Genomic DNA, 23,657 nt, shown 5'->3' with positions numbered 1-23,657 from the left:
TTAAGTTTCTTCGATAAAACTTGGGGCACCAGACAAAATATTTCGCATGTTTTTGAGAGGTTCTCCTACTTTTATACCATATTTGGTTATTTGAAATTCTCTTAGGTTTTTTTCGAAATCTCCCAGCCTTTTTTTAAGAACTCCTATTGCTCTCCGGAGTTCTCCTTTAATTTCTATGTATCTTAAAATGATTACATTGTCTGCAAGATAGCTTATGTCCTCTTGGGCAATTTGAAACTCTCCGGTGATTTTTTTGATTTCTGTAGGTAAGAAAACAGTAACTCCCTGATTGTTTAAATATTTACATAGGGCATGAAGGTGAGTAGTAATTTCAGCACCTCTAACAGAAAGTTTATAACCAGAGGTTGAATCTATCATAACTATTTTAGTATTTCTCTTTTCTACATCTTCTTTCACTAATTGAGCAAAAGAATAAGGAGTGTAGATTAGAGGTTCTATTTTTTTTATTTCAAGGGTGCCTTTATCTATCATGTTTTTGATAGGAATGTTGATTGAAAGAGCTCTTTCTACGATTTTTTCGACCGATTCTTCAAAAGTATAAACCACGCTTCTTTCCCCTCTTCCAGAGGCCTCTTTTATAAACTGTAGGCCAAGGGTGGTTTTACCTGTTCCTGATGGTCCTGATATGATGGTTACTGTGCCACTTTCAATACCTCCGTAAAGAAGCTCATCAATCTCTGGTATACCAGACGAAAGCTTCTCAAAATTAATATTTATCTTTTTTTCTGTGGGAAGGAGTCTTGGAAAAACGACTATACCACAACCGTTTTTAATTTCATAGTAATGTTGACCTGAAAGATACTCAGAACCTCGGTATTTTTTAACTTCTAATTGTCTACCGATTTCGGAAAAGGATAGTTCTATGATACCATCAGCTAAAAACCTTAAATCACTGTCAGGAGCCTCTACGCTTGCCTCAGCAGTAAAAAGCACTGTGGCCCCATTTTCTGTAAGAAATCTAAGAAAAGAGAGAACCTGCCTTCGAAACTGGAAGACATCGGTTGCCAAATATCTAAAATGAGTCATAGAATCAATTACCACCCTTTTAGGTTTTAAAGCTTCAACTTTCTCTTTGATAGCCTGGGTCACAGGCTCTCTTTCTACCTCTGCTGGTGAAAATATATCATAGTATTCCATCTCTATAAAAAACTTTGAAGATGGGCTTAAGTCGAGAAAATGAACGTTTTCAAGCTTTAGCCCAAGTTTACCAGCATTTTTCCTTATCTGTTCTTCTTTTTCACCTAAGGTTATAAATAAACATGGTTCCCCATTTTTACTACCTTCTTCAAGAAAATGTAAACAAAAGGTTGTTTTACCGTTTCCAGGACCTCCTGTGATAAGATAAGAATTGCTTTCTAAAAAGCCTCCAGATAGAATTTCGTCTAAACCTTTTATACCTGAGGAAAGTTTTTCCCTTTTGGCATGTTTCTTCATATCCAGCCCCCTCTTTTTGCAAGAACTTTTATTAAATATTTTATTAATAAAATACCTAAAGTCAAATTTTTTAGGACCTTGACATAAGTGAAGAAACGTTGCCTGAAAGGTTAAGCCGTGGTAAAATTTTTTTAATAAAACAAAGAGGATAGGGAATTTTTATGGAAACAGCGGTAATAGATGGTGTAACCCTTTATCTTAGCCATCCTGATGAACTTGATATTCCGGTTTATGAAAGAAAAGGTATTTTAGACCAAATTCTTGCTTGCTGGCTTAACGTAGACGAAAAGGACTTGCCTCTTACCCCCAGGTTAGTAGGTAAACCAGGGGTAGGGAAGACAACCCTTGCTTATTTAGCTGCTAAAAAACTTAACAAGTCAGTCTATATCTTTCAAGCAACGGTTGACACAAGGCCAGAAGACCTTATCGTTACCCCTGTTATCTCAGAAGACAAGAAAATAAGATATATGGCAAGCCCCATTGTGTCTGCGATGATTAAAGGTGGAGTGGCTATTATAGATGAGGCAAACAGGATGAGTGAAAAATCTTGGGCCTCTTTGGCTCCTCTTCTTGATAGTAGAAGGTATGTAGAGTCTGTGGTTGCAGGGATTAAAATAAAGGCTCATAAAGAATTTAGGCTCTGTGTTACGATGAACGAAGATGCCTCTACCTTTGAGCTTCCCGAATACATCCAATCAAGGCTTCAACCACAGATTTTTATAGACTTTCCTGAAGCTGAAGAAGAAAGACATATTCTTAAAACCAACCTTCCCTGGCTGGATGAGACCACGGCAAATTATATCGTAGATTTTCTTCAGATAACCCATAAATACGGAGAGCCTTACAGCGTAAGAGATGGTGTAAACATAGGAAGGTATGTGGCTAAGAAACTGGCTTTTTTAAACCAAACTTCTCCTGCTACTCAGATAGCTGTTTTAGAGGTTTTAAAAGAGGCTATTTCTCTTATTTTAGGGCCACAGGCTCTTGTCTTTTTCAAAGAGTTTATCGAAAAAGGTAGAAAATTTAAAAAACCTACTCTTTTTCCTTTAGACTGATGCTTAAGATTAACCTAAAACAGGGGAAGTTTCCTCTTTTTCTACTACCTTTTTTCCCAGAAAATCTTGAGATTACTCAGGGGATCTCTAAGGAACTTCACCGGTTAAACCCTGAGGCTGTAGCTTTAGTCCTTCCACCTTTTATTAAAGAAAAATGGTTGTCTGCCGTAAAAACCCTTCCTACCATTACTACCTTAGAAATTAACTATCAGGACGGAAGTTTAGAGTATCTTATAGTTTCTCCGCTATGCCCTTTGGCTGAAGCTTCCCGTTATGCCTTAGAGTATAAAAAAGACCTCTTTTTTATAGATGTGCCTTGCCAAGAAGAAGGATCGTTTGAGATAGATAAATTCCTTTCTCCCTATTTTTTACCTGCGATGGGTTATCAGACTTATACCCAAACTCTTATTTCTGGTTGGGGTAATCAAGGGGTAATCCCTGAGGTGAGGATTAAGGAGCGTTATATAGCCAATAAAGTGGCTCAACTTGCAAAAGAAGGCTTGGTGGCTGTGGTTTTGCCTTATGCCTTTGTTTTAGGGGTGTTAAAGGCTTTAGAAAATCCAGACAACCTGTGTTTTTTCCCACAAAAACAACAGGTAGAAATAAACCTCTATCGTTTACATCCACAAAGTATAAGAGAAATACTTTCTGAGCCAGGTTTTTTCCACCAGGTTTATGAAGAAAACCGAGAACGTATATCAGAAGACCCGTCTTTTTGGATAGATAGGGTTTCTCTTTGGGAAGAGGTTTTAAGCAAAGCTATAACCAAGTTTAAAGACGAAACTGGGAGTGAGCTTTCTCCCAAGGATTTGAAAGTATTGGGGCAATTTCTTAGAAACTATCTTTTGGTTAAAGGGGTTTTTTTACCTGAGCTTTTTGATTTGATCGTTGCGGCAAGAGGGATAGGAGGAGACGAGTTTGCCTTTTGGGTCTGGGAGATGGCAACAGCTTATGAACTAAAAAAAGAAGGCATAGCTTATCCTGAGATTAAGCTTTCTCCTGAAGAGTTAAACCTACCTGTTAAAAGGCTCAGGTTGTTTAGAAAGGTAAAAAATATAAGGGCAGGGCTTAGGTTTTTAAAAAAGTTTACCTCCAGGGAAGAAAGAAAAACCTTTGCTCAAAAGTTTTCTGGTAAAACCATCTGTTCTTTCCCACCAGAAGACATAGTGGTTGAAACCTTTGGTAAAAAAGCCTCAGAAAAAGGGCTTAAAGTCATCACAGAAAACCTAAAAAAAATAGAACCCTTTATTTCTTCCCTTAAAGATGGGCTTGACATAAGGGAAACCATCAGAAATTGGGTTTTTAAAGAAACCATCTACATAAAGGAAGACCCACAGACCAGTTCCAAAATAGGTTCCCTGGTTATCATCTTTGAAGAAGACCCAGACCCTATTTCAGGAGAAGAAAAGTATCCTTGGAATTTTACCTGGCATGGAGAGCACCATCAGGAGTCTGATATGGCCTTTTATGCTACAGACCCTAAAGAAAAGGTGATAGGTCCAGGGATAGCCAGGGCTAAGTATGGAGGGTTTATGTTGACCTACCCTCCTAAAAGGGTTTATGACATCTGGACAGATCCTCTTTTTTCTCTTGCAGAAAACAAGGCAGAAAGGTTGCTTTTAGCTGGGATAGACTACAGCCTTGAGAAATATGTTCTTTATATAGCCAAAAAACCTCCCTCCTCCTTTACAAAAAACTGGGCTTACAGACAGGGGAAAAAAGTGATTTTCCTCCCTATAGGGTCTTTTTCTAAAAACCTTTTAGAAAAAATCAGGATCTTTCATGTGCTTGAAGGGGCTCATGTAAGAAAATATGCCCATAAGTTTATCGACAAATAACATCTAAAAATTTTTCCAAAAATTTGACATATATGTCAAAAACATGATATAATATTTTTATGAGTTATTTGATAGAAACTCACAATTCGGTGATGAAAGAAGTCTATCAGTTGGCCAAAAAGGTAGCGCCTTCAAATAGTACTGTCCTTATTTTAGGAGAATCAGGCACAGGAAAGGAGGTTCTGGCTAAATACATACATTTTAACAGCAAGCGTCAGGGGCCCTTTGTAGCGATTAATTGTGCTGCCATCCCAGAAGAGTTGCTTGAGGCTGAACTTTTTGGCTATGAAAAAGGGGCTTTTACCGGTGCTATCAAGACCAAACCTGGTAAGTTTGAAATAGCTAACAAAGGGACGCTATTTCTTGATGAAATAGGTGATTTAAGCGCAAAACTTCAGGCAAAACTCTTAAGGGTGCTTCAGGAAAGACAAGTAGAAAGGTTAGGGGGAGAACATCCTATCAAAGTAGACGTAAGGATTATTGCTGCCACCAACAAGGATTTAGAAAAAGAGGTAGAAGCTGGTAGGTTTAGAGAAGATTTGTTTTATAGGTTAAACGTTATACCTATAAAATTACCACCTCTTAGAAAAAGAAAAGAGGATATAGCTCTTTTAGCCAATTTTTTTCTGAAAAAGGTGTGCGAAAGAGAAGGGGTTCCGTTAAAAAGATTGTCTGAAAAGAGTCTCCAAAGACTTTTAGATTATCACTGGCCAGGCAACGTAAGAGAACTTGAAAACCTGGTAGAAAGACTGGTGATTTTGACTGATAAAGAGATCATAGAACCTGAAGACCTTTCTTATCCTTTTGGTATTTCTTTAGGTTCTGAGGAGATTGAGCTTATAAGAACTCCTATGTCCTTATTTTCTGTTTCTTCAAATCAAGAGGGATTAGCTTTGCCTGACCTTACCGAAGAAGGGGTTGATTTGATCAGCCTTATCAAAGAAATCGAGGTTTTTTACCTAAAAAAAGCCTTAGAAAAGGCCTCAGGGGTTAAAACTAAAGCTGCTAAGCTCCTTAAACTTAACCGAACTACCTTTATAGAAAAGCTTAAAAAATATAATTTGGCATAAGGTTTGCTACACACTTAAAGGATGTCTAAAGGGTTTAAACTTGTCGGCTTTTTGTTGCTTTTAGTTTTGATTTGTTTTGTAACCATCGTGTTTTCTCAACCTGAAAAGACGTCAAACGCAACTAATGCGACTCTTTTATTATCTAACTTTACCCTTCCTTATCAGCAAAAGGGAGAGGAGTTATTGCAAGAGATAAAACAGGCTTATGCAAGGAAAGAGTACGAAAAGGTGGTTTTTCTTGCTAAAACATTGCCTGCGCTTTTTTCTTTAAGGCCAGAGGAAAATTTGCTTATCGCAGAGAGCGCATTAAAGGAGGGTTTTTTACAAGAGGCTGTAGATTACGCCCAAAGAGTAGCTTCTGTTACTAAGGGACGAGCTGAAGCTTGTGTGGCTAACCTTATTAGGTTTAAAGCCATGTTTTTGCTGGGTAGAGGCTCTATGATAGCCAAAGAAGTTAAGGAGTTTCTCGATTCCTACTGTGATGAGGCCTCAAAAAGAGAGGCTAAAATTCTTCTTTATCACTTTAAGCTTTTACCTGAAAAAGAGCTGAAAGAAATTTCATTACAAGAGATTAAAAAAAATATAAGAGAGATCTACAAAACTCAGGTAGTTTATCTTTTGCGTCAAGGGAAGGTGGATGAAGCAAGAACAAAGGTTTTTTATTACATAAACGTTTATGGAACACCACAAGAGACCCCAGACCTCGTTTTAAAACTTGCTGAAGCCTACTTTAAAAAGGGCGAAAGAGAAAAGGCCAAAAATTTGTATCAGCTTATCATCACCCTTTGGGATAAAGGTATCCCCGGTTTAATATCTAAGTTTAGGCTTTATCAGATAGCCTACGAAAAGGAACCTATTAAAGAACTTTTACCCAAACAAACCAAAGAGGATTTACTCTCCTTCGCCGCTCAGATAAAGGCTAAGATGGCTAAAACCCCTTTGGCTGAAGAGGCTCATTTAGTAGAAATAAGGGTGCTTGCAGACCTTAAGAATTATACACTTTTAAGAAAAAGTTCTTTAGAGTTTTTAAAAAATTTTCCAGAAAGCTCAAATCTAAAGGAAGTAACCCAGTTTTACTGCAATTCGGTGGCTGAGCTTTTTAAAGAAGGGATTAAAGCTCAACGTATCGCTGAGGTTTTATCTTTGGAAAAGGAAGATAGCGAGTACTTAAACCAAGCCAAATGTGGACAACCTTATTACCTATTAGGTGACATGTTTTTCGAATACAAACTTTTTACCAAAGCCACTTTAGAGTATATCAGGGCTTTTGAAATCGGGATTTCCTCTGAACTAAAATCTTCTTTACTCATAAATTTGAGCTTTACCGCTGTCGAAACAGGTGAGATAGATACGTTTTCTTCGGTTTTTGGGTACCTACTTTCAGCCTATCAGGAAAAAAGTTTAATTAGTTATCCTTTTTACTTTTATCTAAGGACTTTGTATGAAAGCAAAAGAAATTTAGGTCAGGCAGAAAAATACCTTGCCCAAGCTCTCTCTTCTAATCTATCGGAATTTTATAAAAAGAACCTTCTTGGGTTTATGTTTTTACAGGCTATCAACAACAAACAGTATGCAAAGGCTTGGGCATACCTTCAAAATCCTTATTTTCAACCAGAGCTTAAGGATTATTTAATTCTTCTTTTAGAAAGCTTAGGTAAAGATAACGTTACTTTCGAGAGGGTGTTAGAGATAGCCAAAAAAAAGTTCCCTAAGGAACCCAAGATAGCCTTGATAGAGACTTATTATTTAGAGAGACAAGGAAAAATAGGAAAGACAGATAAACTATGGGAAAGGTTAGCTGAAGCTTCTGATTTAGAAAGAGAACTTGCTGAGGTTTATAAAAAACAAAAGAAATTGGTAGAAAAGGCCCAAAAGTTGGTTTTTTAGAAGAAAGATGAAGGGAATGGTTGTTTTAATCGGTAAAAGCGTAGAGGTAAAACTCTTAAAAGATCTTTTAACAGAAAGAGGGATAGAAACTATCTTATTTTCTCAAGAAGAAGAAATATTCCCCAAGGTAGACCCAAACAACGTAGATGTTTTGGTTTATGAATTGGAGTATGAACAGACAAAAAACATAGAGGTGTTAAACAGATTTTTTAAACAAGGTTTCAAAAACATCGTCTTTTTAGCAGAAAAGGCAGACTTAGAGGATGCCGTTGAGTTTGTAAAGCATGGTGCTTATGATTTTAAGCTTCTTTCTACCCCTCTTGAACTGATAGAAAAAACCGTGCTTTTTGCTTTAGAAGATAAAAGAATCTTGTGGCAAGAAGAAACCTTCCTTACAAAAAACCCTTACATGTTAGACATTTTAAAAAAGCTTGAAGTAGTAGCCCAAAGTAAAGCTCCTGTTCTTTTGTTAGGGGAATCTGGTACAGGAAAAGAACTTCTTGCTAAGTATATACATCAAAAAAGCCCACGAAGGTTTGGGCCTTTTATCGCTATCAACTGTGCTGCCCTTCCAGAAACCCTTCTTGAGTCAGAACTGTTTGGCTATGAAAAAGGAGCTTTTTCAGGGGCTAATTTTAGAAAAAAAGGTAAGATAGAATTGGCAGAAGGAGGCACCCTTTTTTTAGACGAAATAGCTGAAATGCATCCTTCCCTTCAAAGTAAACTGCTCAGGGTTTTGCAAGAAGGTGAGGTTGATAGACTTGGGGGATACCATCCTATTAAGGTAGATGTTAGGTTTTTAGCGGCAACCAACAGAGACATAGAAAAGGAGGTCAAGGAAGGGAGGTTTAGGTCAGACCTGTTTTATAGATTAAACGTCATAACCGTCAAAATTCCTCCGTTAAGAGAAAGAAAGGAAGACGTCAAATTTTTGTCAAAATTTTTTCTGGAAAATTTTTCCCGTATGTACAAAAAGAGTTTACAGGGTTTTTCTGAGGAGGCTCAAAGGTTTTTGATGGATTATTCTTTTCCTGGGAACGTAAGAGAGTTAAAGAACATGATAGAAAGGGCGGTGCTTACCTGTGAAGGAGGTTTGATAGAGGTTAAACATCTGATAGATCCTTTTTCTCAGCATGAAAGTTTAGCCCGTAATTTAGGCATAAATTTTGATAATAAACAGACAGAGCCAGAGGTAAAACCTTTAGAGGTACTTGAGAAAGAGGCTATCATGAAGGCTTTAGAGGTAGCTAAAGGTAATAAAACTAAGGCAGCTGAGCTTTTAGGAATTACGGTTAGGACCCTAAGAAACAAGTTAAAACAATATGAAAATGAAAAAGGTTTTGAAGGGAGGTTTTAAGGAATGTGGGGCTTATTTGAAAAAACCTTTAACACAGTAAGATTAGCTCTAAATTTAAGGGCTAAGAGACATAGCTTGCTTGCCTCAAACATAGCCAACGTTGATACCCCTGGTTATCAAAGAAGGGACTTACCGTTTGAAAAGATTATGAAGACCTATCTTTCAAATGAACCTAACCTGAAAATTACCAGACCTAAACATATTACCGGAAAAGAATCTCTTGTCAAAAATTTGACGGAAACTTCAGAGAGATTTCAGACCTTAGGTACCCCTAATAACGTGAGGTTTGAAGAAGAAATAAGTGCTCTTACGGAGAACCAGTTGATGTATGAAGCTACGTTGCAGGCTTTAGCCAAGGAGTTAGAAAGGTTAAAGGAAGTTATTACCGAGGGAGGTAAATAAAGATGAGGCTTTTAGATGTTTCTAAGGTTGCTGCAAGTGGGCTTTTTGCACAAAGAACCAGGTTAAACGTAGCAGCTACCAATATTGCTAATGCTCAAGTTACTCGCACTTTAGAAGGAGGTCCTTACAAAGCCAAAAATGTAGTCTTAAAGGCTATACCTTTAAATTCAAAGGATTCAAAGGAAAGTCCGTTAAGGCTGGTAAAGGTGGAAAAGATAGAGGATAGCAAAGCTCCTTTTAAGGAGGTTTACGACCCAGGACATCCAGATGCAGATGAAAGGGGGATTGTTAAATACCCTAACGTAGACGTTATCACCGAGATGGTTGAACTTCTTTCTGCAGGTAGGGCTTATGAGGCTAATCTTTCTGTGTTGTCTACCTCTAAAAGTATGACCCAGAGAACCTTAGAACTTTTAAAATAAAATGGAGGTGAAATAATCCGATGAAGGTTAATCCCTCGTTGTTAAATAACTATCAAAGGGTTGAAAATCTCATTCAAAAGGATAAGGTAGAAGGATTGAGTTTTAAGGATTTTTTGTTGGACAAATTAAAAGAGGTGGATGATTCTCAGAAAAAGGCTCTGGTCTCTATCGAAGCCCTGGCCAAAGGAGAAGATATAGACCTTGCTGATGTAGCTTTAAGTATTTCCAAGGCTGATACCAATTTTAAACTCCTTTTGAGGATAAGGAATAAGGTGCTTGAGGCCTATCAAGAAATCATGAGAATGCAAATCTAACGTATTAGGGGAAGTTCGGTATGGCCATGCCTAACCTTAGGGAGTTGCCTGCTCAACTAAAGGATTTTTGGACAAGGTTAGATAACCGAAAACGCTTTATGTTGATAGGGGGAAGCTTAGGGCTTACCTTCCTTTTGGTTTTAGGGGTTTGGTTTGTTTCTAAACCAAGCTGGGGTTTACTTTACCGGAGTATGGATGAAGCTACCAATCATCAGGTTATTCAATATTTAAAGGAACAGAAAATTCCCTACAAGGTTGACCCAGATGGAAGTATTTATGTTCCTAAGGATAGAGTTCCTGAGCTTCGTATGGAGATAGCAGGTAAGGGGCTGGTAGGTGGGTATCGAGGTCCAGGGTTTGAGCTTTTCGATAAAGAACAGATGGGTCTTACTGAGTTTCAGGAAAAGGTAAACTACCAGAGAGCTTTAGAGGGTGAGCTGGCAAGAAGTATTCAAGGTATAAAAGGGATAAAGTCAGTTAGGGTTCATTTAGCTATGCCTAAGGAAAGTCTTTTTATTGAGGAAGAAAAGCCTCCTAAGGCCTCGGTTTTGATAGAACTTCTTCCTGGATATGAACTTTCTACTAACCAGGTAAAGGGTATCATCAATTTTGTAAGTGGGGCTGTTCCTAAGCTTGACCCAAAGAATGTAACCATCGTAGATGCCACCACTGGGAAAAGCATCAAAATGCCCTCTGAAGAAGAGGAGTTTACCACTACCCAGCTTGCTTACAAAAAAAAGATAGAAGAGGAGTTTAAGACTAAGATAGAAGACATGTTAGAAAAGGCTTTAGGTCCGGGTAAAGCGGTAGCTCAGGTTGCGGTAGACCTTTCTTTTGATAAAGAAAAGTTGGTAGAAGAGACCTACGACCCAGAAGGCACCGCGGTGGTTTCTGAAGAGGCAGAAGAAGAGCAAAAGACATCCAGGGGCCCTGCTGAAGGAGGGGTGGCAGGGGTTAAAGGAACTATGGAACAAAAATTTGAGGCAACTTCTCCAGAGCAAGGGCAGGGAGAAACCTATTCTAAGAAGAGGATGGTTAAAAACTACGAAGTCAGTAAAAAGGTAAGAAACCTTGAAATTTCGCCAGGAGGTATTAAAAAAATAAGTGTAGCAGTGCTGGTTGACAAGTCGGTCCTTGCAGATAACTCTACAGAAAAGGTGGTATGGTTGGAAAATCTGGTAAAGGGTGCTATTGGGTACAATCCAGACAGAGGAGATGAGGTTAAGGTTGAGGCTAAAGAATTCTCAAAACCACCGGTGGTGAAACCTGGGATGATGGATTATGTAGGTAAATTTTATAAACCTTTATTGTTGATTTTAGGTTTGATAGTGCTTTATCTTCTGGTTTTAAGACCGTTGCTTAAGAGTATCGCTCCTCCTAAGCCTAAACCAGCTCCAGGTTTAGAACAAATTGCAGAGGCTGTTCCTCCTACCTTAGAGGCTAAGGTTGCTGAAGAGGAGGGGCCTTTACCTCAGGAGATCGCTTTAGGTATCATTCATAGTCAACCTGAAAAGGCTGCTATGTTAGTTAAAAAATGGCTTTTAGAAGAAAGTTTAGAAGAAAGAAAGAAGGCCTTGGCAGAGGCTGGGTAATAGGTTATGGCTAAGATAGACCCTGATAAGCTTACAGGTCCTCAAAAAGCGGCTATTTTCCTCATGTTGATGGGAGATGAGTTTACCTCTCAGGTTTATAAATATTTAGACGAAGACGACATAAAACGTATCGGTATAGAGATGGCAAGGATTGAGTACATCCCTGCTGAAGCAGTAAGAAAAGTACTTGAAGAGGCTAATATCGAAGCTAAGGAAATGTTAGGAGATGTGACCATTTCTCCTGAAGAGTTTTTGAAACAGTCACTTATCAAGGCTTATGGTGAAAAAGGAAAAGAAATTTTTGAGGAGATTAAAAAAGAAATAGGTCCTGAGACCTTTAAAAAGCTTAAGAAACTTGACCCAAAAACTATAGCGAGTTTTTTGTCAAACGAGCATCCTCAGACTGTAGCCATCATCTTGGTTCACTTAGACTCAGAACTTTCAGGACAGGTTTTACAGTTTCTCCCTGACAAGCTTAGGGCTGAAGTACTTTTAAGAATAGCGCTTTTAAACAAGGTAGACCCAGAGATCGTTAAAGAGATAAGTGATGCCTTAGAAAGTGAACTTCAGAGTGTGGGAGGAGCTTTGGGTAAAAAAATCGGAGGACCAGAAAAAGCAGCAGAGGTTCTTTCACATGCAGGAAGAGAACTGGAAGATGAAATCTTAAGTGAGATAGAAGACGAAAACCCAGCCTTAGCAGAAGAAATCAGAAAATATCTGTTTACGTTCGAAGACTTTCTCAACGTGGACGACTTTGCTATTCAAACCTTGCTTAGAGAGATTTCTACTGATGATTTGAAACTGGCTTTAAAAGGGGCTTCACCTGAGATCAGAGAAAAGTTCTTCCGGAACATGAGTAAACGAGCAGCAGACCTTATGAAAGAAGAGCTTGAAATGATGGGTCCTGTAAGGATTAGTGAAGTAGAAAAGGCTCAGCAAAACATCATCAGGGTGGCTAAAAAGTTAGAGCAAGAAGGTAAGATCATCCTTAGTAAAGGTGAGGAGGAGTTTGTCTAAGGTACTTAAGAGCCATAAAATTTCTTGCTTTGAGCTTTTAACTCCAGATCTAACTCCCTCAGAAGAGGAAAGTTTTAAGTCTATCCTTAAAGAACGGGAAGAAACCAACAAAGCTTCTAACAAAAAAGCCTCTACTGTTTCTTCAGAAGAGTTGTTAGAACAAAGGCTTAAAGAGGCTTATGAAAATGGATATCATCAGGGATTTGAATTAGGGAAAACCGAGGGGTTTCAAGTTGGATATCAAGAGGGATTAATCAGAGGATATGAAGAGGGAAAGGTCAAGGTTGAGGAAGAGCTAAAGACCAAATATCAGGAGTTAGAGGAAACCCTAAAAAGGGAATTTCAGCTTAAGTTAGAGGAAGTTTCCGAATTTTTAAAAAATTTAGCGAAAGAGGCCCAAACTCTTGTTTTAAACCTTGACAAAGAGGTTTTAACCTTAGCGTTAAAGATTGCCCAAAAGATGGTTTTAAAAGAAATAACCATTGAAAAAGAAACCACGCTTCACTTGATAAAAGAGGCCTTAAATTATATAGCTGAAGGGATAGAAATTACTTTGAAGGTTAACCCTGAGGAGTTTGTTTTTATAGAGGAAAATCTTCCTCAATTAGTTGGTCCTTCCTCGAAAATCAATCTTATCGCTGATCCTAACATCTCTAAGGGTGGGGTGTTTATAGAAACTGCTTTAGGCGTGGTCGATGCCACCTTAGAAAAGAGATGGGAAAGGCTTTTAGAGGAGCTTTTTAGGGATGAGGGTTAAAGATTTAGAGGTTTATTTAAAAAGGTTAGATAATATTCTACCTTTTGAGGTTTATGGCTATGTTACCAAGGTGTTAGGGTTGACTGTAGAAAGTACAGGGCCTTTTTTAAAGGTAGGAGACCTTTGTAAGGTTGAAGGCCAAGAAAAGAGATTTTTGGCAGAGGTAGTAGGTTTTAACGATAATCGTTTTATCCTTACAGCCTTAGGAGAATTAAAGGGGATAGAGGTCGGGGCTAAGGTTTATTCCTTAGGGTCTTCTTATGCCCCGGTAGGAGAAAAATTTTTAGGAAGGATAGTTAATGCCTTAGGAGAACCCTTAGATCAAGGCTTACCTCCAAAGGCTTCAGACTTATATCCTCTCTATGGAGAACCTTTAAAACCTTTGGAAAGAGCTCCTATAAAAGAAATTTTAGACGTAGGGATAAAGGCAATCAATGCCCTTTTGACGATAGGAAGAGGCCAGAGGATGGCTATCATGGCAGGGTCTGGGGTTGGAAAGAGTACCTTGCTTGGTATGATCGCAAGGTATACAGAGGCTGATGTTAACGTGATAGCCTTGATAGGAGAGAGAGGAAGAGAGGTAAGAGAGTTTATAGAAAGGGACTTAAGGGAGAGTATTAAAAAATCAGTGGTGGTTGTGGCCACTTCTGATGAGGCTCCTTCTATGAGGATAAGGGCAGCTTATTATGCTATGAGTTTGGCTGAATATTTTAGGGATAAAGGTTTAAGGGTACTTTTGCTTATGGATTCCCTTACCAGGTTTTGTATGGCAGGAAGAGAAATAGGATTAGCCTCAGGAGAACCTCCTACTGCCAGAGGTTATACCCCCTCTGTGTTTGCTATGCTTCCTAAGGTGCTTGAAAGGGCAGGGGCTAAGGTTGAAGGAGGAGACATCACCGGTATCTACACAGTGCTGGTTGAAGGAGATGATTTTAACGACCCGATCGCAGATGCAGTCAGAAGTATCGTAGATGGCCATATTGTCCTTTCCAGAGACCTGGCTCATGAAGGGCATTATCCTCCGATAGATGTCCTTGCCAGCATAAGCAGGTTGATGAAGGACATCGTCCCCAAAGAACATTTAGAATTGGCCTATCAAACCATTTCTGTGCTTGCTACCTATAAAAAAGCCGAAGACTTGATTAACATAGGTGCCTATATAAAAGGCTCTAACCCTGAAATAGATAGGGCTTTATCTTTGATAAAACCTTTAAAAGAATTTTTAAGACAAAATTTAGACGAAAAGTATGATTTAGGTGCTTCTCTAACACTTCTCAAGAATGTTTTAGCAGGATAAAATGAAAAACAAACTTAAGGTTTTCAAAACCTTAGCTTGGTATAAGGAACTAAAGGAAGAACAAGCTAAAGCTAAGATGTCACATGCTAAGCAGGTTTATCAAAGCCTTTTGGCAGAAAAAGAAAAAATGATAAAGGAAAAAGAAGAAGATCTTAAAGATTTACAGACAAAAAAGGTCTTAACAGCAGAAGAATTAAAAGCCTATTTAGAAAGATTAGAAATCTTTTTTTCGATAAAAGAACAGTTAGAAGAAAAAATAGAAGCTCAAAAAAGGGAGTTAGACTTACTTTTAGAGGAGTTGAGGCAAACCCATCAAGAAAAAAGGGTAACTGAGGTTTTAAGGGATAAAACTTACAGACTTTCTTATGAAGAAAGTTTAAAAAATTTTTATCGGCAGATGGATGACCTGATGATGCTTAAAAGAGGAAAGTAGATGAAAAATAAGTTTGAGGAAATTCTAAAGAAAGGGTTAAGACCTTTAGAAAGCATGAGGTTTCTTAACAGAACTAAAAATCTTTTTTTGGTTTTGTTTTGTTTAGGGATTTTTAAGTTATTTTTAGCTTTACTGGTTTTTGGGGTGCATGTGTATGAGTTAAGCGCAAAAGAAGAGAAATTACCTGCAGGTTGTCCTCCTGATTTTGCAGATTTTCTACAGGTAGAAAGGCAAAGGCTTAGTGATAAAGAAAAGGAGTTAAGGTTAAAACAAGAGGAATTGAAACTTTTAGAAGCCCGTATCCAGGAACAACTAACCTCTTTAAAAGAGTTAGAGGCTTCGGTAGAGGAAAAACTAAACAGGATCCAGGCAGTCCAGGATGAAAGGACCAAACTTTTAGTCAAGGCTATTTCTGAGATGAAACCTTCTAAAGCTGCAGACATGTTGATAAACATGGACAAAGATATGGCTGTTAAAATCCTTTCCCAGCTGAAAAGCTCCCAGGTAGCAAGTATTTTAAGCGCTATGCCGCCAGATAAAGCAGCCTCTATTTCAGAGGCTATTTCAGGTAACGAAGGTAAAGAATAGATTATTCAAAGACTACCAAATTTTTCCCCAGATTTTTAGCTTTGTAAAGCCTTTGATCTGCTATTTTGTATAGATCATCTAAGCTATCGGTGTCTTCAGGTAGGCTTGCTATACCAAAACTTGCGGTGATGTTTATGGTATTATCGTCTAAATTAATGGGTGTTCCTTCGATGATAAGTCTAAGCCTTTCAGCCAGTCTACGGGCTTCATCCTTAGAAGTATAAGGAAGGATTATCATGAATTCTTCCCCTCCCCATCGGCCGAGTATGTCCATCTCCCTTATATTGTTTTTAAGTATGGTAGCTATTTGTTTTAATATGAGGTCTCCGTTAAAATGTCCAAACCTGTCGTTTACAGCCTTAAAGTTGTCAATGTCTACGAGAATGATAGAAAGGGTTCCTCCTTTCCTTTTCCAAATACTGAATTCTTTTTTCAAGACTTCTTGCAGAAAAAGCCGGTTATAAATCTTGGTAAGGTAGTCGGTATGCGATAACTCCTTTAGTTTGTTGATAAGATAGAGGTTAAAAAAGTAAAAAGAAAAGTTGCTAAGCATCTTTTTGATATTTTCTTTTTCAAGGTTATTTAAAGGCAACTTTCTTATAAGGCTAAAGACCCCTACTACCCTTCCTTCTAAAATCAAAGGATAACAAAAGAAGTCTAAATATTTTTCAGCTTTGACATTTGTACAAAGTATTTCTGCCTTTTCTATCAAAATACCATTGCTGTAAGCCTTACATTCGTTAGCCTTATTGTCTATGCAACCTTTCCACAGATCTTGGTCTCCTTCTATATAGGTTGAAAGGATCTCCCCTGTTTCTGGAGATATTTCCAAAAATTGAAGGGTGTCTATAAAGTTTAAGAGATATTTAGAGAGAACAGAAAGGGCTTCTTTTTGAGATTTACAAAGTGTTAATTCTTTGTTAAGGGTTTCAAGTTGATAGATTGGTTTTAACTTGCTTGAGATCGCAACATAAGATTTGTCAAGGATCAACCTAAAGGCATAGGTTTCTACCGGTATTCTCTCTCCGGTCTTAGAAAGATAAAGCCTTTCTCCTTTTATTTCTTTTCCTTCGTTGGCTACCATCTGTAGGTTGGTTTTTATTTGTTGATAAGGCCAATAGACGATGTCATAGATGGTTTTATAATCCATCTCTTCTTTATCATAACCAAGACAAGAAAACACTGTATGGTTATAAAACTTAAAGGTTCCATCTTCAGGGTCTACCACCAAAATTAAACTGTCGATAGAGTTGATCAGGTTTTGGATAAATTCTGCATGGGATTTTAATTCGGTTAAATACCGATGGTTATAGGTGATATCTCTTAAAACAAGATGGATTTTACCTTCCCCTTCGAGGTGAAGTTTAAGGTATGAGCCTGAAACCTCAAAAATATGTCCGTTTAAACTTTTTATGGTTTCTTTATGGACTTTGTTAAGTTTTTTTAGTTTGCCGAATACACGGTACCAGTCTTCTTGGTCAAAAATCTCAAGCACACTTTTTTCGTCTATCTTTTTCCCAAAGATTTCGTGAGCTTTAGCACTTCCCCAGTATATTACCTGTTCATACCCTAAGTCTAAGATCTCAAGCACTATTTCAGGGAGTATATAAAGTAAGTCTTTGGCTTGTTTGAACTTATTTTCCATGTAAGAGGCATAGGTTTCTTTAGCCATACCTAATAAATCCCGAGTAGAGATGATACCTACAGCCTTACCCTCTTCATCGACAATTACTAAGTGGTTGACCTTAAGATTTTTAAACTTAAGTTTTAGCTGTGAAATAGGTTCAATCTTAGAAGCTGTATAGACCTCTTTTAAGGCTACGTTACCAATTTTTTCGGAAAGATTGCTCAACTCCAGTTTAAAGATAAAATCTTTTTCAGTAAGTATGCCTACAGGTTTTCCATCCTCATCGACTATAGGAATAGCTCCTATGTTTTTTTCTACCATCAAATTTAAGGCTTCCTGTAAAGTATGGTTAGGATTAAGATAGTAAAAAGGTTTGTTTTTAGTAAAATGGGCTGCGGTGATTTCTTTTTTGAAAAGCTCTGGGTCTAAAATTTCAAAGATATCTTTGTGGGTTATTATCCCTCGATATTTTCCCTTTTGGTCTACCACTATCAGCCTTCTTATACCATACTCTATCATGATGGTAAGGGCTACTGCTAACGGACGGTCTTCTCGTATTTTTACCAGATTTTTTTTGGCAAAGTTTCTGACCTTTTCGTTTAAGGGAATACCTGCTGCTAAACATTTTATCAGGTCTCTTTCTGTAAAGATTCCTGTGGGAAAATGGTTCTCTAAAAGGACCACAAAGGTCTCTCCTGTCTGTTTCATCTTTTCTATGACTTCTTTAAAGGTATCACTTCCGGTGATGGTTAGAGCAAGTTTAGGGATTAAACATGCCAAAAGTTCGGTAAAAACCATAGATAACCCTAATTTAAGGTTTCATCAAAAAAATTTATAACCAAAAATAAAAAAGGCAAGAGAAATTTAGGAGGTAAAAGTTGTACTAAATAAACATAGTCATCAGAAAAAAACATGACATAGGAGGCTTCGAAGGTTTGCTTTACTAAAAACTAAAAGTTTAACCTTTAGTTTTTTCTATCTTTACACTCAGGACAAAGCCCGATAAACACTATTTGAAAGTCTTCTACCTCACATTTTTGAATCTCCTTAGGTAACGGAAATTTTATTTCTTGAGAGAGATCAATAACCTTTTTACAATATTTGCAAACAAAGTGATGATGGTTATGGGTAAAGGCATCAAATCTTTTTTTGTAAGGGTCCACTATGATCTCTTTAATAAGTCCCTTTTTTACCAACACGTCTAAGGTGTTGTAAACAGTGGCAAAAGACATGCTTGGGAAATTTTTCTTTAAGGAGTTATATATGTCTTCTGCTGAAGGGTGTTCCTTGTTTCCTTCTAAGTATTCCAGGATAGCAATCCTTTGAGGGGTTAGTTTTATTCCTAAACTTTTATAAAATTCTAACTTTTTTTCATCCATTTTTCTTCACCTCAACAACTTATTTTTATTATTTTAAAACATTTTTTAATTTATTCAAGATTTAAATTTGTAAAATTTTAATTCCTATACAATAATTTTTCAATGTTTCTAAGGTTGAAGGTTCTTTGGATAGAGCCTCTATCAGAGGCCATTCTTTACATTTTTTAGGTTTTACCGGATGTATCGTACAGAGTTTTTCTTTTTTATCAAAGAAGATACAATAACCATCCTTGGTTTTCATCTCAACCCTGTGTTTCCCGACCTTAACCGTATACTTTTCTCTAAAGACTTCCTCTGGGAGGTTTAAAAACTGTGCTATTCTAAGAATTTCTTCTTGAGTTAAAGAGACGGTGCTTTCTCCTTGGCAACAGGTACCACAACGTTGGCAGGTAAAACTTTCTAACTTAAGCATATTCTATCGGGTCCTCTATACCGGCTTCTTTAAAGGCTTTAAGCCTTATTTGACAAGACTCACATCTTCCGCAGGCTTTTTCCGTTTGTCTGTAGCAAGACCAGGTGAGATGAAAGGGGGTATTAAGTTTTATACCAAGCTCTACAATTTCTTTTTTGGAAAGTTTTATAAGAGGAGTCTCTATGGTAAGGTTAGTTTCAGGTTTGGTTCCAAGGTTTACTGCCTGATTAAAGGCCTTTATAAACTCGTTTCTACAGTCTGGATACCCGGAAAAATCTACTTCGTTTACTCCTATAAAGATTTTCTTTGCCCCTATCACCTCAGCCCAGGCTACTGCCAAACTTAAAAATACTCCGTTTCTAAAAGGTACGTAGGTAGAAGGAATTTCTTGTGTGTTTGAAGTCTCAGGAATTTCAATTTCCTCTGCGGTAAGGCTTGAACCACCGATTATTTTAAAAAAAGGTAGTTCTACTACTAAATATTTTTGAGGTTTAAAGTGGTCAACCAACCGGTAAAAACATTTAAGTTCTTTTTTAGCAGCCTTTTGCCCATATTGAAAATGTAGAAAAGCCAAGGCATGTTTTTTGGCTGCAACACTTGCACATACAGCACTATCCATCCCGGCACTTAACAAAACTAATGCAAGATCATCTTTTTTATTTTTATGGTTATTCAAGGACATTTTAACCTCAAGAATAAAAAACTTTTTGGAAGTTTATTTATTTTAGCATATTACCCTCGAATTTCAACAACAAAAAAAACGAAAAAAAACAACCGATGGTATTTTAAAGTTTGCTAAAAAGTATAAACTGAAAAATTTAAACAGAGTCTATAGACCTCTATAATAACATATTTCAAAAACAAAAAAACTTCAACTTGCAATTTTTTGATTTTATTTTTAAAATAATAAATATTTTAATTTAAAAAAAAGGAGGTTTTTATGGAAAGAAAGGGTTTGGTTTATTTTATGGGGAATCCTTTAACTCTGGTAGGTAGTGAGATCAGGGTGGGTGATAAAGCTCCTGATTTTGTTGCATTGAATCAAGAGTTAAAAGAGGTGACGTTAAAGGATTTGACTGGGAAGATCAAGCTGATTAGTGTTACCCCTTCTCTTGATACCCCTGTATGTGATATGCAAGCACGCAAATTTAACGAATTAGCCGCTAAGCTTTCAGAAGATATTGTAGTTTTAAACATAAGCATGGATTTACCCTTTGCTATAGCGAGATTTTGCTCTGGTGCAGGAATAGAAAGGGTGTTAGTCCTTTCTGACCATCGAGAGGCATCTTTTGGATTAAACTACGGTGTTCTTATAAAAGAACTTAGACTACTTGCTCGCAGTATTTTCATAATAGATAGAGAAAACACTGTTAGATACATAGAAATAGTACCGGAAATTACTAACGAACCTGATTATCAAAAAGCTCTGGAAGTAGTTAATAATTTGATTAAAGAGGGATAAGTAATATGAAAGTTTTAATAGTGTATTATAGTACTTATGGGAATACTTATAAAATGGCTTTAGAGATAGCAGAAGGGGTAAAGCTTGTCGCTGGGGCAGAACCAGTTATAAGAACAGTTCCTGAGCTTATACCAGAAGAAATTATCTCCTCAAGAGAGGATATTAGAAAGGGAAAAGAGATGCAAAAGCACATACCCTTAGTGAGTTTAGAAGATTTTCGGGAGGCTGGAGCTATTGCTTTCGGGACTCCTACCAGGTTTGGGGTGGTTTCTGCTCAACTAAAAAACCAGATAGATAAACTTACGCCTTTGTGGTTAGAAAGGGCTTTAGAAGGTAAACCTGCAGGGATTTTCGTTTCTACCTCTACTCCTCATGGTGGACAAGAGATGACCGTATTTTCATTACTTCCGGCCATACTTCATTTAGGAATGATTTTTGTAGGGGTTCCATATTCTGTTAAGGAGTTATTCTATACCAAAGGTGGTGGATCTCCTTATGGTCCAGGACATCTTGCAGGTCCTGATAATCTTAGAGAAATTGACGAAGAAGAAAGAGCGATCTTAAGAGCCTTTGGTAAAAGGTTGGCAGAAATAGGGTTAAAGCTCCAAAAAACTTAAAATATTTTATACAAACGTATAAAAGATTAGATAGAGTTAAGGTTTTCAAAACAAAAAAGGAGAAATATTTTATGTTTGCTTTTTTTAAAAAAAGGTTAAAATAGATAAGTCATGGGAGGGATTGAGGCAAAACCTTGGGGTGGTAGGTTTCAAGAAGAAGTTGATAAATTTTTCGAAGAATTTTCAGAATCCATCTCTTTTGACCATGAGTTAGCCTTGTATGAGATCAAGGCAAGCCTTGCCTATGCTGAGGCTTTGAAAGAGGCAGGGCTTCTTTTAGAAGAGGAATGTTTTGCTATCAAAAAAGGTCTTCTTGAAATAGAGGAAGAAATAAAAGCAGGAGCCTTTGTCTTTCGGAAAGAGTATGAAGACGTTCATATGAATATAGAGAAGGCCCTTTTTGAAAAAATAGGAGAGGTGGCTTATAAACTTCATACAGGAAGAAGCAGAAACGAGCAAGTGGTAACAGATTTCAGACTGTATTTAGCTGACCGGGTAAAAGAAATAAAGATAGAATTAAAAGGTTTGATGCAAGCGACTGTAGATAAGGCAGAGGAATATTATGGAGTTATCATGCCTGGTTTTACCCACCTTCAGCATGCCCAGCCAGTTCTTTTTTCTCACTGGATCATGGCTTACTATGAGATGATGAAATATCATTTTCAGAGGTTAGAAGACTATGAGAAACGGCTAAAGATTTGTCCTCTTGGTAGTTCTGCTTTCGCAGGTTGTGCCTTTGGGATAGACCGAAAAAAGCTTGCAGAGAAACTTGGTTTTGTAGAGCCAACCCAAAATAGTGTTTTTGCAGTTAGTTCAAGGGATTTTGCCTTAGAGCTTCTTTTTGTGTTAAGTCTTATAATATTAGACCTTTCTCGTTGGTGTGAAGAGCTTATCATCTGGATGAGCCCTGAATTTTCCTTTATCGACCTTCCTGACAGGTTTTGTACCGGAAGTTCTCTTATGCCTCAAAAGAAAAATCCTGATGGGGCTGAGCTTATTCGTGGAAAGGCCTCTTCGGTAAATGCAGCCTTTAACCAACTTTGGTGTTTGATGAAAGGTCTTCCTTTAAGCTATAACCGTGATATGCAAGAAGATAAACCTCCTGTTTTTAAGGCTGTTAAGACTACCTGGCAATGTTTAAGGCTTATGTCTTTGATGGTCTCAGGTTTAATCCTAAAGAAAGAAAACATAGAAAGACACCTTTCCCAAGGGTATCTTTTAGCTACCGAACTTGCCGACTATCTGGTAAATAAAGGTATCCCCTTTAGGAAGGCTCATCATATAACCGGACAGATCGTTTATTATGCAGAAAAAGAGAAAAAGAACTTAGAAAATTTAACCCTTTCTGAGTTTAAAACCTTTTCTGATAGGATAGAAGAAGATGTGTATAACTGGCTTACTATAGAAAATGCTATAAAAAGAAGAGAGATTTTGGGTGGGACAGGTTTTAACGTGGTAAAACAAGCGATAGAATCTGCTAAAAAAGACCTTTCTGAAAAGTTTAATGTTTAATCAAACCCAACTTGAAGAAAGACAAGAAATTAGCAAGGTGATTCCTCATGTATTACTTTGCTATGATGGTAGTCCATCAAGTTATCGTGCTTTAGCCTATTTAAAACAGGTTTTTTATCAAACCGAGCTAAACATAACGGTCCTTAAACTAATAGAACATCCAGACAAAACTTCATCCCAGTGGGAAACAAGTTTGATGAAGAAGTTTAAGAGAGAAGATGAGATAGAAAAAAAAGCTCGTGAAGTTTTTTTTAATACAGAAAAAGAGTTAAAAAACGTGGTTAGTTCTTTAGAAAAGTATGTCAGGGGAAAGGTTTTTTTAAGGTTCAATTTCGGGTAGGGCATCTGGCAGAAGATATCTTAAGGATTGCTCGGGAAAACCTTTTTGACGGTATTGTGGTAGGAAGAAGAGGTCTTTCTAAGCTTAGCACCTATTTTATAGGGGGAGTAACCCATAGATTACTTGAAAAGTGTTGTCTACCAATTTGGTTAATCAGAGGAGAACAATGGAATAAAAAATTTTTAGTAGGTTTAGACCTTGGAGAGATGGGTTTAAGGGTGGTTGATTATATAAGTTTTATTCTTTCTTTTCATCCAGAGGCAGAGATTACTTTTTTTCACATTTTTTATCCTTTTTCCTCTAAGAAAAGTTTCGAAGGTAGTTTTTCTGAAGCTTTAAAGGAGTTAAAACATCCTGAATATCAGGATTTTCTAACCAAAGCTAACAATCTTATTTTAGAAAATGTTTTGCCTGAGGAAAAAATTAGACTTGTGATGAAAAGAGGGTTTTTGGGGCCTGCGGCAGAGATCATCAAGATGGCTAAAAAAGAAAACTATTCTAACATAGTGCTTGGAAGAAGAGGAAGAGGAGGGTTAACCAAGTTTTTCTTAGGTTCAGTAAGTCATAAAGTAACTACCTATTTTGAGGACCGGGCGGTTTGGTTGGTAATATAAATCAAGCATAGGTAAAAAACAATGAAATGTCCCATCTGTCATAAAAAGATAAAGTTAGAAAACAATCCCTATCGTCCTTTTTGTTCTAAGGAATGTAAATTCGTAGACCTTTACAACTGGTTAAAGGAGGAGTATAAAATAAAAGAAGAAAAGGAATGGCTGGAGAATGCTTTACCTCAAGAGGAAGTTTACGTAGACAAAAAAGAATAA

General features: G+C 37.2%; 25 protein-coding genes. 20 read left to right on the top strand and 5 right to left on the bottom strand.

Annotated elements, in window-relative coordinates; all coding sequences use genetic code 11:
• Complete coding sequence (locus tag G580_RS0101030; protein WP_028840665.1) at positions 1-1,455, bottom strand: ATPase domain-containing protein; 1,455 nt, start codon at positions 1,453-1,455, stop codon at positions 1-3.
• Positions 1,456-1,616: 161 nt separating this feature from the next.
• Here G580_RS0101030 and G580_RS0101025 point away from each other — a divergent pair, with 161 nt between their 5' ends.
• From G580_RS0101025 to G580_RS0100960, 14 genes are read left to right on the top strand one after another with little or no spacing between them, the layout of a single operon-like run.
• Positions 1,617-2,510, top strand: coding sequence for an AAA family ATPase (locus G580_RS0101025; protein WP_028840664.1), 894 nt, complete (start codon positions 1,617-1,619; stop codon positions 2,508-2,510).
• On the top strand, positions 2,510-4,348 hold the full coding sequence (locus G580_RS0101020; RefSeq protein ID WP_028840663.1) for a hypothetical protein: 1,839 nt from the start codon (positions 2,510-2,512) through the stop codon (positions 4,346-4,348). The genes G580_RS0101025 and G580_RS0101020 overlap by 1 nt, the downstream gene beginning before the upstream one ends.
• Positions 4,349-4,407: 59 nt before the next feature.
• The gene (locus G580_RS0101015; protein WP_028840662.1) at positions 4,408-5,418 is read left to right on the top strand and encodes a sigma-54 interaction domain-containing protein; all 1,011 of its coding nucleotides are present in this window, start codon (positions 4,408-4,410) and stop codon (positions 5,416-5,418) included.
• 21 nt (positions 5,419-5,439) lie between these two features.
• On the top strand, positions 5,440-7,305 hold the full coding sequence (locus tag G580_RS0101010; protein WP_028840661.1) for a tetratricopeptide repeat protein: 1,866 nt from the start codon (positions 5,440-5,442) through the stop codon (positions 7,303-7,305).
• A 7-nt stretch (positions 7,306-7,312) separates the two neighbouring features.
• Positions 7,313-8,662: a sigma-54 interaction domain-containing protein gene (locus G580_RS09465; RefSeq protein WP_038041187.1), complete on the top strand. Its 1,350-nt coding sequence runs from the start codon at positions 7,313-7,315 to the stop codon at positions 8,660-8,662.
• 3 nt (positions 8,663-8,665) lie between these two features.
• Positions 8,666-9,064: a flagellar basal body rod protein FlgB gene (flgB, locus tag G580_RS0101000; protein ID WP_028840660.1), complete on the top strand. Its 399-nt coding sequence runs from the start codon at positions 8,666-8,668 to the stop codon at positions 9,062-9,064.
• Positions 9,065-9,066: 2 nt separating this feature from the next.
• Positions 9,067-9,486 (top strand): flagellar basal body rod protein FlgC, encoded by a 420-nt coding sequence (flgC, locus tag G580_RS0100995; RefSeq protein WP_028840659.1) that lies wholly within the window; start codon positions 9,067-9,069, stop codon positions 9,484-9,486.
• 20 nt (positions 9,487-9,506) lie between these two features.
• Positions 9,507-9,800 (top strand): flagellar hook-basal body complex protein FliE, encoded by a 294-nt coding sequence (fliE, locus tag G580_RS0100990; protein WP_028840658.1) that lies wholly within the window; start codon positions 9,507-9,509, stop codon positions 9,798-9,800.
• A 20-nt stretch (positions 9,801-9,820) separates the two neighbouring features.
• Positions 9,821-11,392 (top strand): flagellar basal-body MS-ring/collar protein FliF, encoded by a 1,572-nt coding sequence (gene fliF / locus G580_RS0100985; protein ID WP_028840657.1) that lies wholly within the window; start codon positions 9,821-9,823, stop codon positions 11,390-11,392.
• Positions 11,393-11,398: 6 nt separating this feature from the next.
• Positions 11,399-12,409, top strand: coding sequence for a flagellar motor switch protein FliG (gene fliG, locus G580_RS0100980; protein WP_028840656.1), 1,011 nt, complete (start codon positions 11,399-11,401; stop codon positions 12,407-12,409).
• The gene (locus G580_RS0100975) at positions 12,402-13,166 is read left to right on the top strand and encodes a FliH/SctL family protein (protein WP_028840655.1); all 765 of its coding nucleotides are present in this window, start codon (positions 12,402-12,404) and stop codon (positions 13,164-13,166) included. Before fliG ends, G580_RS0100975 begins: the two co-directional genes overlap by 8 nt.
• A complete protein-coding gene (locus G580_RS0100970) occupies positions 13,156-14,463 on the top strand; it encodes a FliI/YscN family ATPase (RefSeq protein WP_028840654.1) in 1,308 nt (435 codons plus the stop codon). The genes G580_RS0100975 and G580_RS0100970 overlap by 11 nt, the downstream gene beginning before the upstream one ends.
• Position 14,464: 1 nt before the next feature.
• Positions 14,465-14,896, top strand: coding sequence for a hypothetical protein (locus G580_RS0100965; protein ID WP_028840653.1), 432 nt, complete (start codon positions 14,465-14,467; stop codon positions 14,894-14,896).
• Positions 14,897-15,484 carry a MotE family protein gene (locus G580_RS0100960; RefSeq protein WP_028840652.1) on the top strand — a complete coding sequence of 196 codons (588 nt, stop codon included), beginning with the start codon at positions 14,897-14,899 and terminating at the stop codon, positions 15,482-15,484.
• Position 15,485: 1 nt separating this feature from the next.
• Here the strand turns inward: G580_RS0100960 and G580_RS10875 are convergent, their stop codons facing one another.
• The 4 genes from G580_RS10875 to queC all read right to left on the bottom strand — a co-directional run bounded on the left by G580_RS10875 (position 15,486) and on the right by queC (position 19,584).
• The gene (locus tag G580_RS10875; RefSeq protein ID WP_051172930.1) at positions 15,486-17,909 is read right to left on the bottom strand and encodes a diguanylate cyclase; all 2,424 of its coding nucleotides are present in this window, start codon (positions 17,907-17,909) and stop codon (positions 15,486-15,488) included.
• Positions 17,910-18,076: 167 nt separating this feature from the next.
• On the bottom strand, positions 18,077-18,490 hold the full coding sequence (locus G580_RS0100945) for a Fur family transcriptional regulator (RefSeq protein ID WP_028840651.1): 414 nt from the start codon (positions 18,488-18,490) through the stop codon (positions 18,077-18,079).
• Positions 18,491-18,551: 61 nt separating this feature from the next.
• Complete coding sequence (locus G580_RS09455; RefSeq protein WP_038041185.1) at positions 18,552-18,902, bottom strand: YkgJ family cysteine cluster protein; 351 nt, start codon at positions 18,900-18,902, stop codon at positions 18,552-18,554.
• On the bottom strand, positions 18,895-19,584 hold the full coding sequence (gene queC, locus G580_RS0100935) for a 7-cyano-7-deazaguanine synthase QueC (RefSeq protein ID WP_038041183.1): 690 nt from the start codon (positions 19,582-19,584) through the stop codon (positions 18,895-18,897). The genes G580_RS09455 and queC overlap by 8 nt, the downstream gene beginning before the upstream one ends.
• A gap of 258 nt (positions 19,585-19,842) precedes the next feature.
• Here queC and tpx point away from each other — a divergent pair, with 258 nt between their 5' ends.
• The 6 genes from tpx to G580_RS0100905 all read left to right on the top strand — a co-directional run bounded on the left by tpx (position 19,843) and on the right by G580_RS0100905 (position 23,657).
• Positions 19,843-20,364, top strand: a complete 522-nt coding sequence (gene tpx / locus G580_RS0100930; RefSeq protein ID WP_028840649.1) for a thiol peroxidase — start codon at positions 19,843-19,845, stop codon at positions 20,362-20,364.
• Between the two features lie 5 nt (positions 20,365-20,369).
• On the top strand, positions 20,370-20,981 hold the full coding sequence (gene wrbA, locus G580_RS0100925; RefSeq protein WP_028840648.1) for an NAD(P)H:quinone oxidoreductase: 612 nt from the start codon (positions 20,370-20,372) through the stop codon (positions 20,979-20,981).
• Positions 20,982-21,092: 111 nt separating this feature from the next.
• Positions 21,093-22,493: an argininosuccinate lyase gene (gene argH, locus G580_RS0100920; RefSeq protein WP_038041181.1), complete on the top strand. Its 1,401-nt coding sequence runs from the start codon at positions 21,093-21,095 to the stop codon at positions 22,491-22,493.
• Positions 22,486-22,833, top strand: a complete 348-nt coding sequence (locus G580_RS0100915) for a hypothetical protein (RefSeq protein WP_028840646.1) — start codon at positions 22,486-22,488, stop codon at positions 22,831-22,833. Before argH ends, G580_RS0100915 begins: the two co-directional genes overlap by 8 nt.
• A 5-nt stretch (positions 22,834-22,838) precedes the next feature.
• The gene (locus tag G580_RS10870) at positions 22,839-23,447 is read left to right on the top strand and encodes a universal stress protein (protein WP_342665133.1); all 609 of its coding nucleotides are present in this window, start codon (positions 22,839-22,841) and stop codon (positions 23,445-23,447) included.
• Between the two features lie 21 nt (positions 23,448-23,468).
• On the top strand, positions 23,469-23,657 hold the full coding sequence (locus G580_RS0100905) for a DNA gyrase inhibitor YacG (RefSeq protein ID WP_028840645.1): 189 nt from the start codon (positions 23,469-23,471) through the stop codon (positions 23,655-23,657).

Source organism: Thermodesulfobacterium hveragerdense DSM 12571 (genome assembly GCF_000423845.1).
In the GTDB taxonomy this organism is placed as follows: Bacteria; Desulfobacterota; Thermodesulfobacteria; order Thermodesulfobacteriales; family Thermodesulfobacteriaceae; genus Thermodesulfobacterium; species Thermodesulfobacterium hveragerdense.
Note: the sequence above shows the minus strand (reverse complement) of the source record. Positions and strands in the feature narration are given on the sequence as shown.

Excerpts from the sequence above, each read along its gene's own strand:
- G580_RS0101030 (WP_028840665.1), bottom strand. The coding sequence starts at position 1,455 with ATGAAGAAACATGCCAAAAGGGAAAAACTTTCCTCAGGTATAAAAGGT.
- G580_RS0101025 (WP_028840664.1), top strand. The coding sequence starts at position 1,617 with ATGGAAACAGCGGTAATAGATGGTGTAACCCTTTATCTTAGCCATCCT.
- G580_RS0101020 (WP_028840663.1), top strand. The coding sequence starts at position 2,510 with ATGCTTAAGATTAACCTAAAACAGGGGAAGTTTCCTCTTTTTCTACTA.
- G580_RS0101015 (WP_028840662.1), top strand. The coding sequence starts at position 4,408 with ATGAGTTATTTGATAGAAACTCACAATTCGGTGATGAAAGAAGTCTAT.
- G580_RS0101010 (WP_028840661.1), top strand. The coding sequence starts at position 5,440 with ATGTCTAAAGGGTTTAAACTTGTCGGCTTTTTGTTGCTTTTAGTTTTG.
- G580_RS09465 (WP_038041187.1), top strand. The coding sequence starts at position 7,313 with ATGAAGGGAATGGTTGTTTTAATCGGTAAAAGCGTAGAGGTAAAACTC.
- flgB (WP_028840660.1), top strand. The coding sequence starts at position 8,666 with ATGTGGGGCTTATTTGAAAAAACCTTTAACACAGTAAGATTAGCTCTA.
- flgC (WP_028840659.1), top strand. The coding sequence starts at position 9,067 with ATGAGGCTTTTAGATGTTTCTAAGGTTGCTGCAAGTGGGCTTTTTGCA.
- fliE (WP_028840658.1), top strand. The coding sequence starts at position 9,507 with ATGAAGGTTAATCCCTCGTTGTTAAATAACTATCAAAGGGTTGAAAAT.
- fliF (WP_028840657.1), top strand. The coding sequence starts at position 9,821 with ATGGCCATGCCTAACCTTAGGGAGTTGCCTGCTCAACTAAAGGATTTT.
- fliG (WP_028840656.1), top strand. The coding sequence starts at position 11,399 with ATGGCTAAGATAGACCCTGATAAGCTTACAGGTCCTCAAAAAGCGGCT.
- G580_RS0100970 (WP_028840654.1), top strand. The coding sequence starts at position 13,156 with ATGAGGGTTAAAGATTTAGAGGTTTATTTAAAAAGGTTAGATAATATT.
- G580_RS0100965 (WP_028840653.1), top strand. The coding sequence starts at position 14,465 with ATGAAAAACAAACTTAAGGTTTTCAAAACCTTAGCTTGGTATAAGGAA.
- G580_RS0100960 (WP_028840652.1), top strand. The coding sequence starts at position 14,897 with ATGAAAAATAAGTTTGAGGAAATTCTAAAGAAAGGGTTAAGACCTTTA.
- G580_RS10875 (WP_051172930.1), bottom strand. The coding sequence starts at position 17,909 with ATGGTTTTTACCGAACTTTTGGCATGTTTAATCCCTAAACTTGCTCTA.
- G580_RS0100945 (WP_028840651.1), bottom strand. The coding sequence starts at position 18,490 with ATGGATGAAAAAAAGTTAGAATTTTATAAAAGTTTAGGAATAAAACTA.
- G580_RS09455 (WP_038041185.1), bottom strand. The coding sequence starts at position 18,902 with ATGCTTAAGTTAGAAAGTTTTACCTGCCAACGTTGTGGTACCTGTTGC.
- queC (WP_038041183.1), bottom strand. The coding sequence starts at position 19,584 with ATGTCCTTGAATAACCATAAAAATAAAAAAGATGATCTTGCATTAGTT.
- tpx (WP_028840649.1), top strand. The coding sequence starts at position 19,843 with ATGGAAAGAAAGGGTTTGGTTTATTTTATGGGGAATCCTTTAACTCTG.
- wrbA (WP_028840648.1), top strand. The coding sequence starts at position 20,370 with ATGAAAGTTTTAATAGTGTATTATAGTACTTATGGGAATACTTATAAA.
- argH (WP_038041181.1), top strand. The coding sequence starts at position 21,093 with ATGGGAGGGATTGAGGCAAAACCTTGGGGTGGTAGGTTTCAAGAAGAA.
- G580_RS0100915 (WP_028840646.1), top strand. The coding sequence starts at position 22,486 with ATGTTTAATCAAACCCAACTTGAAGAAAGACAAGAAATTAGCAAGGTG.
- G580_RS0100905 (WP_028840645.1), top strand. The coding sequence starts at position 23,469 with ATGAAATGTCCCATCTGTCATAAAAAGATAAAGTTAGAAAACAATCCC.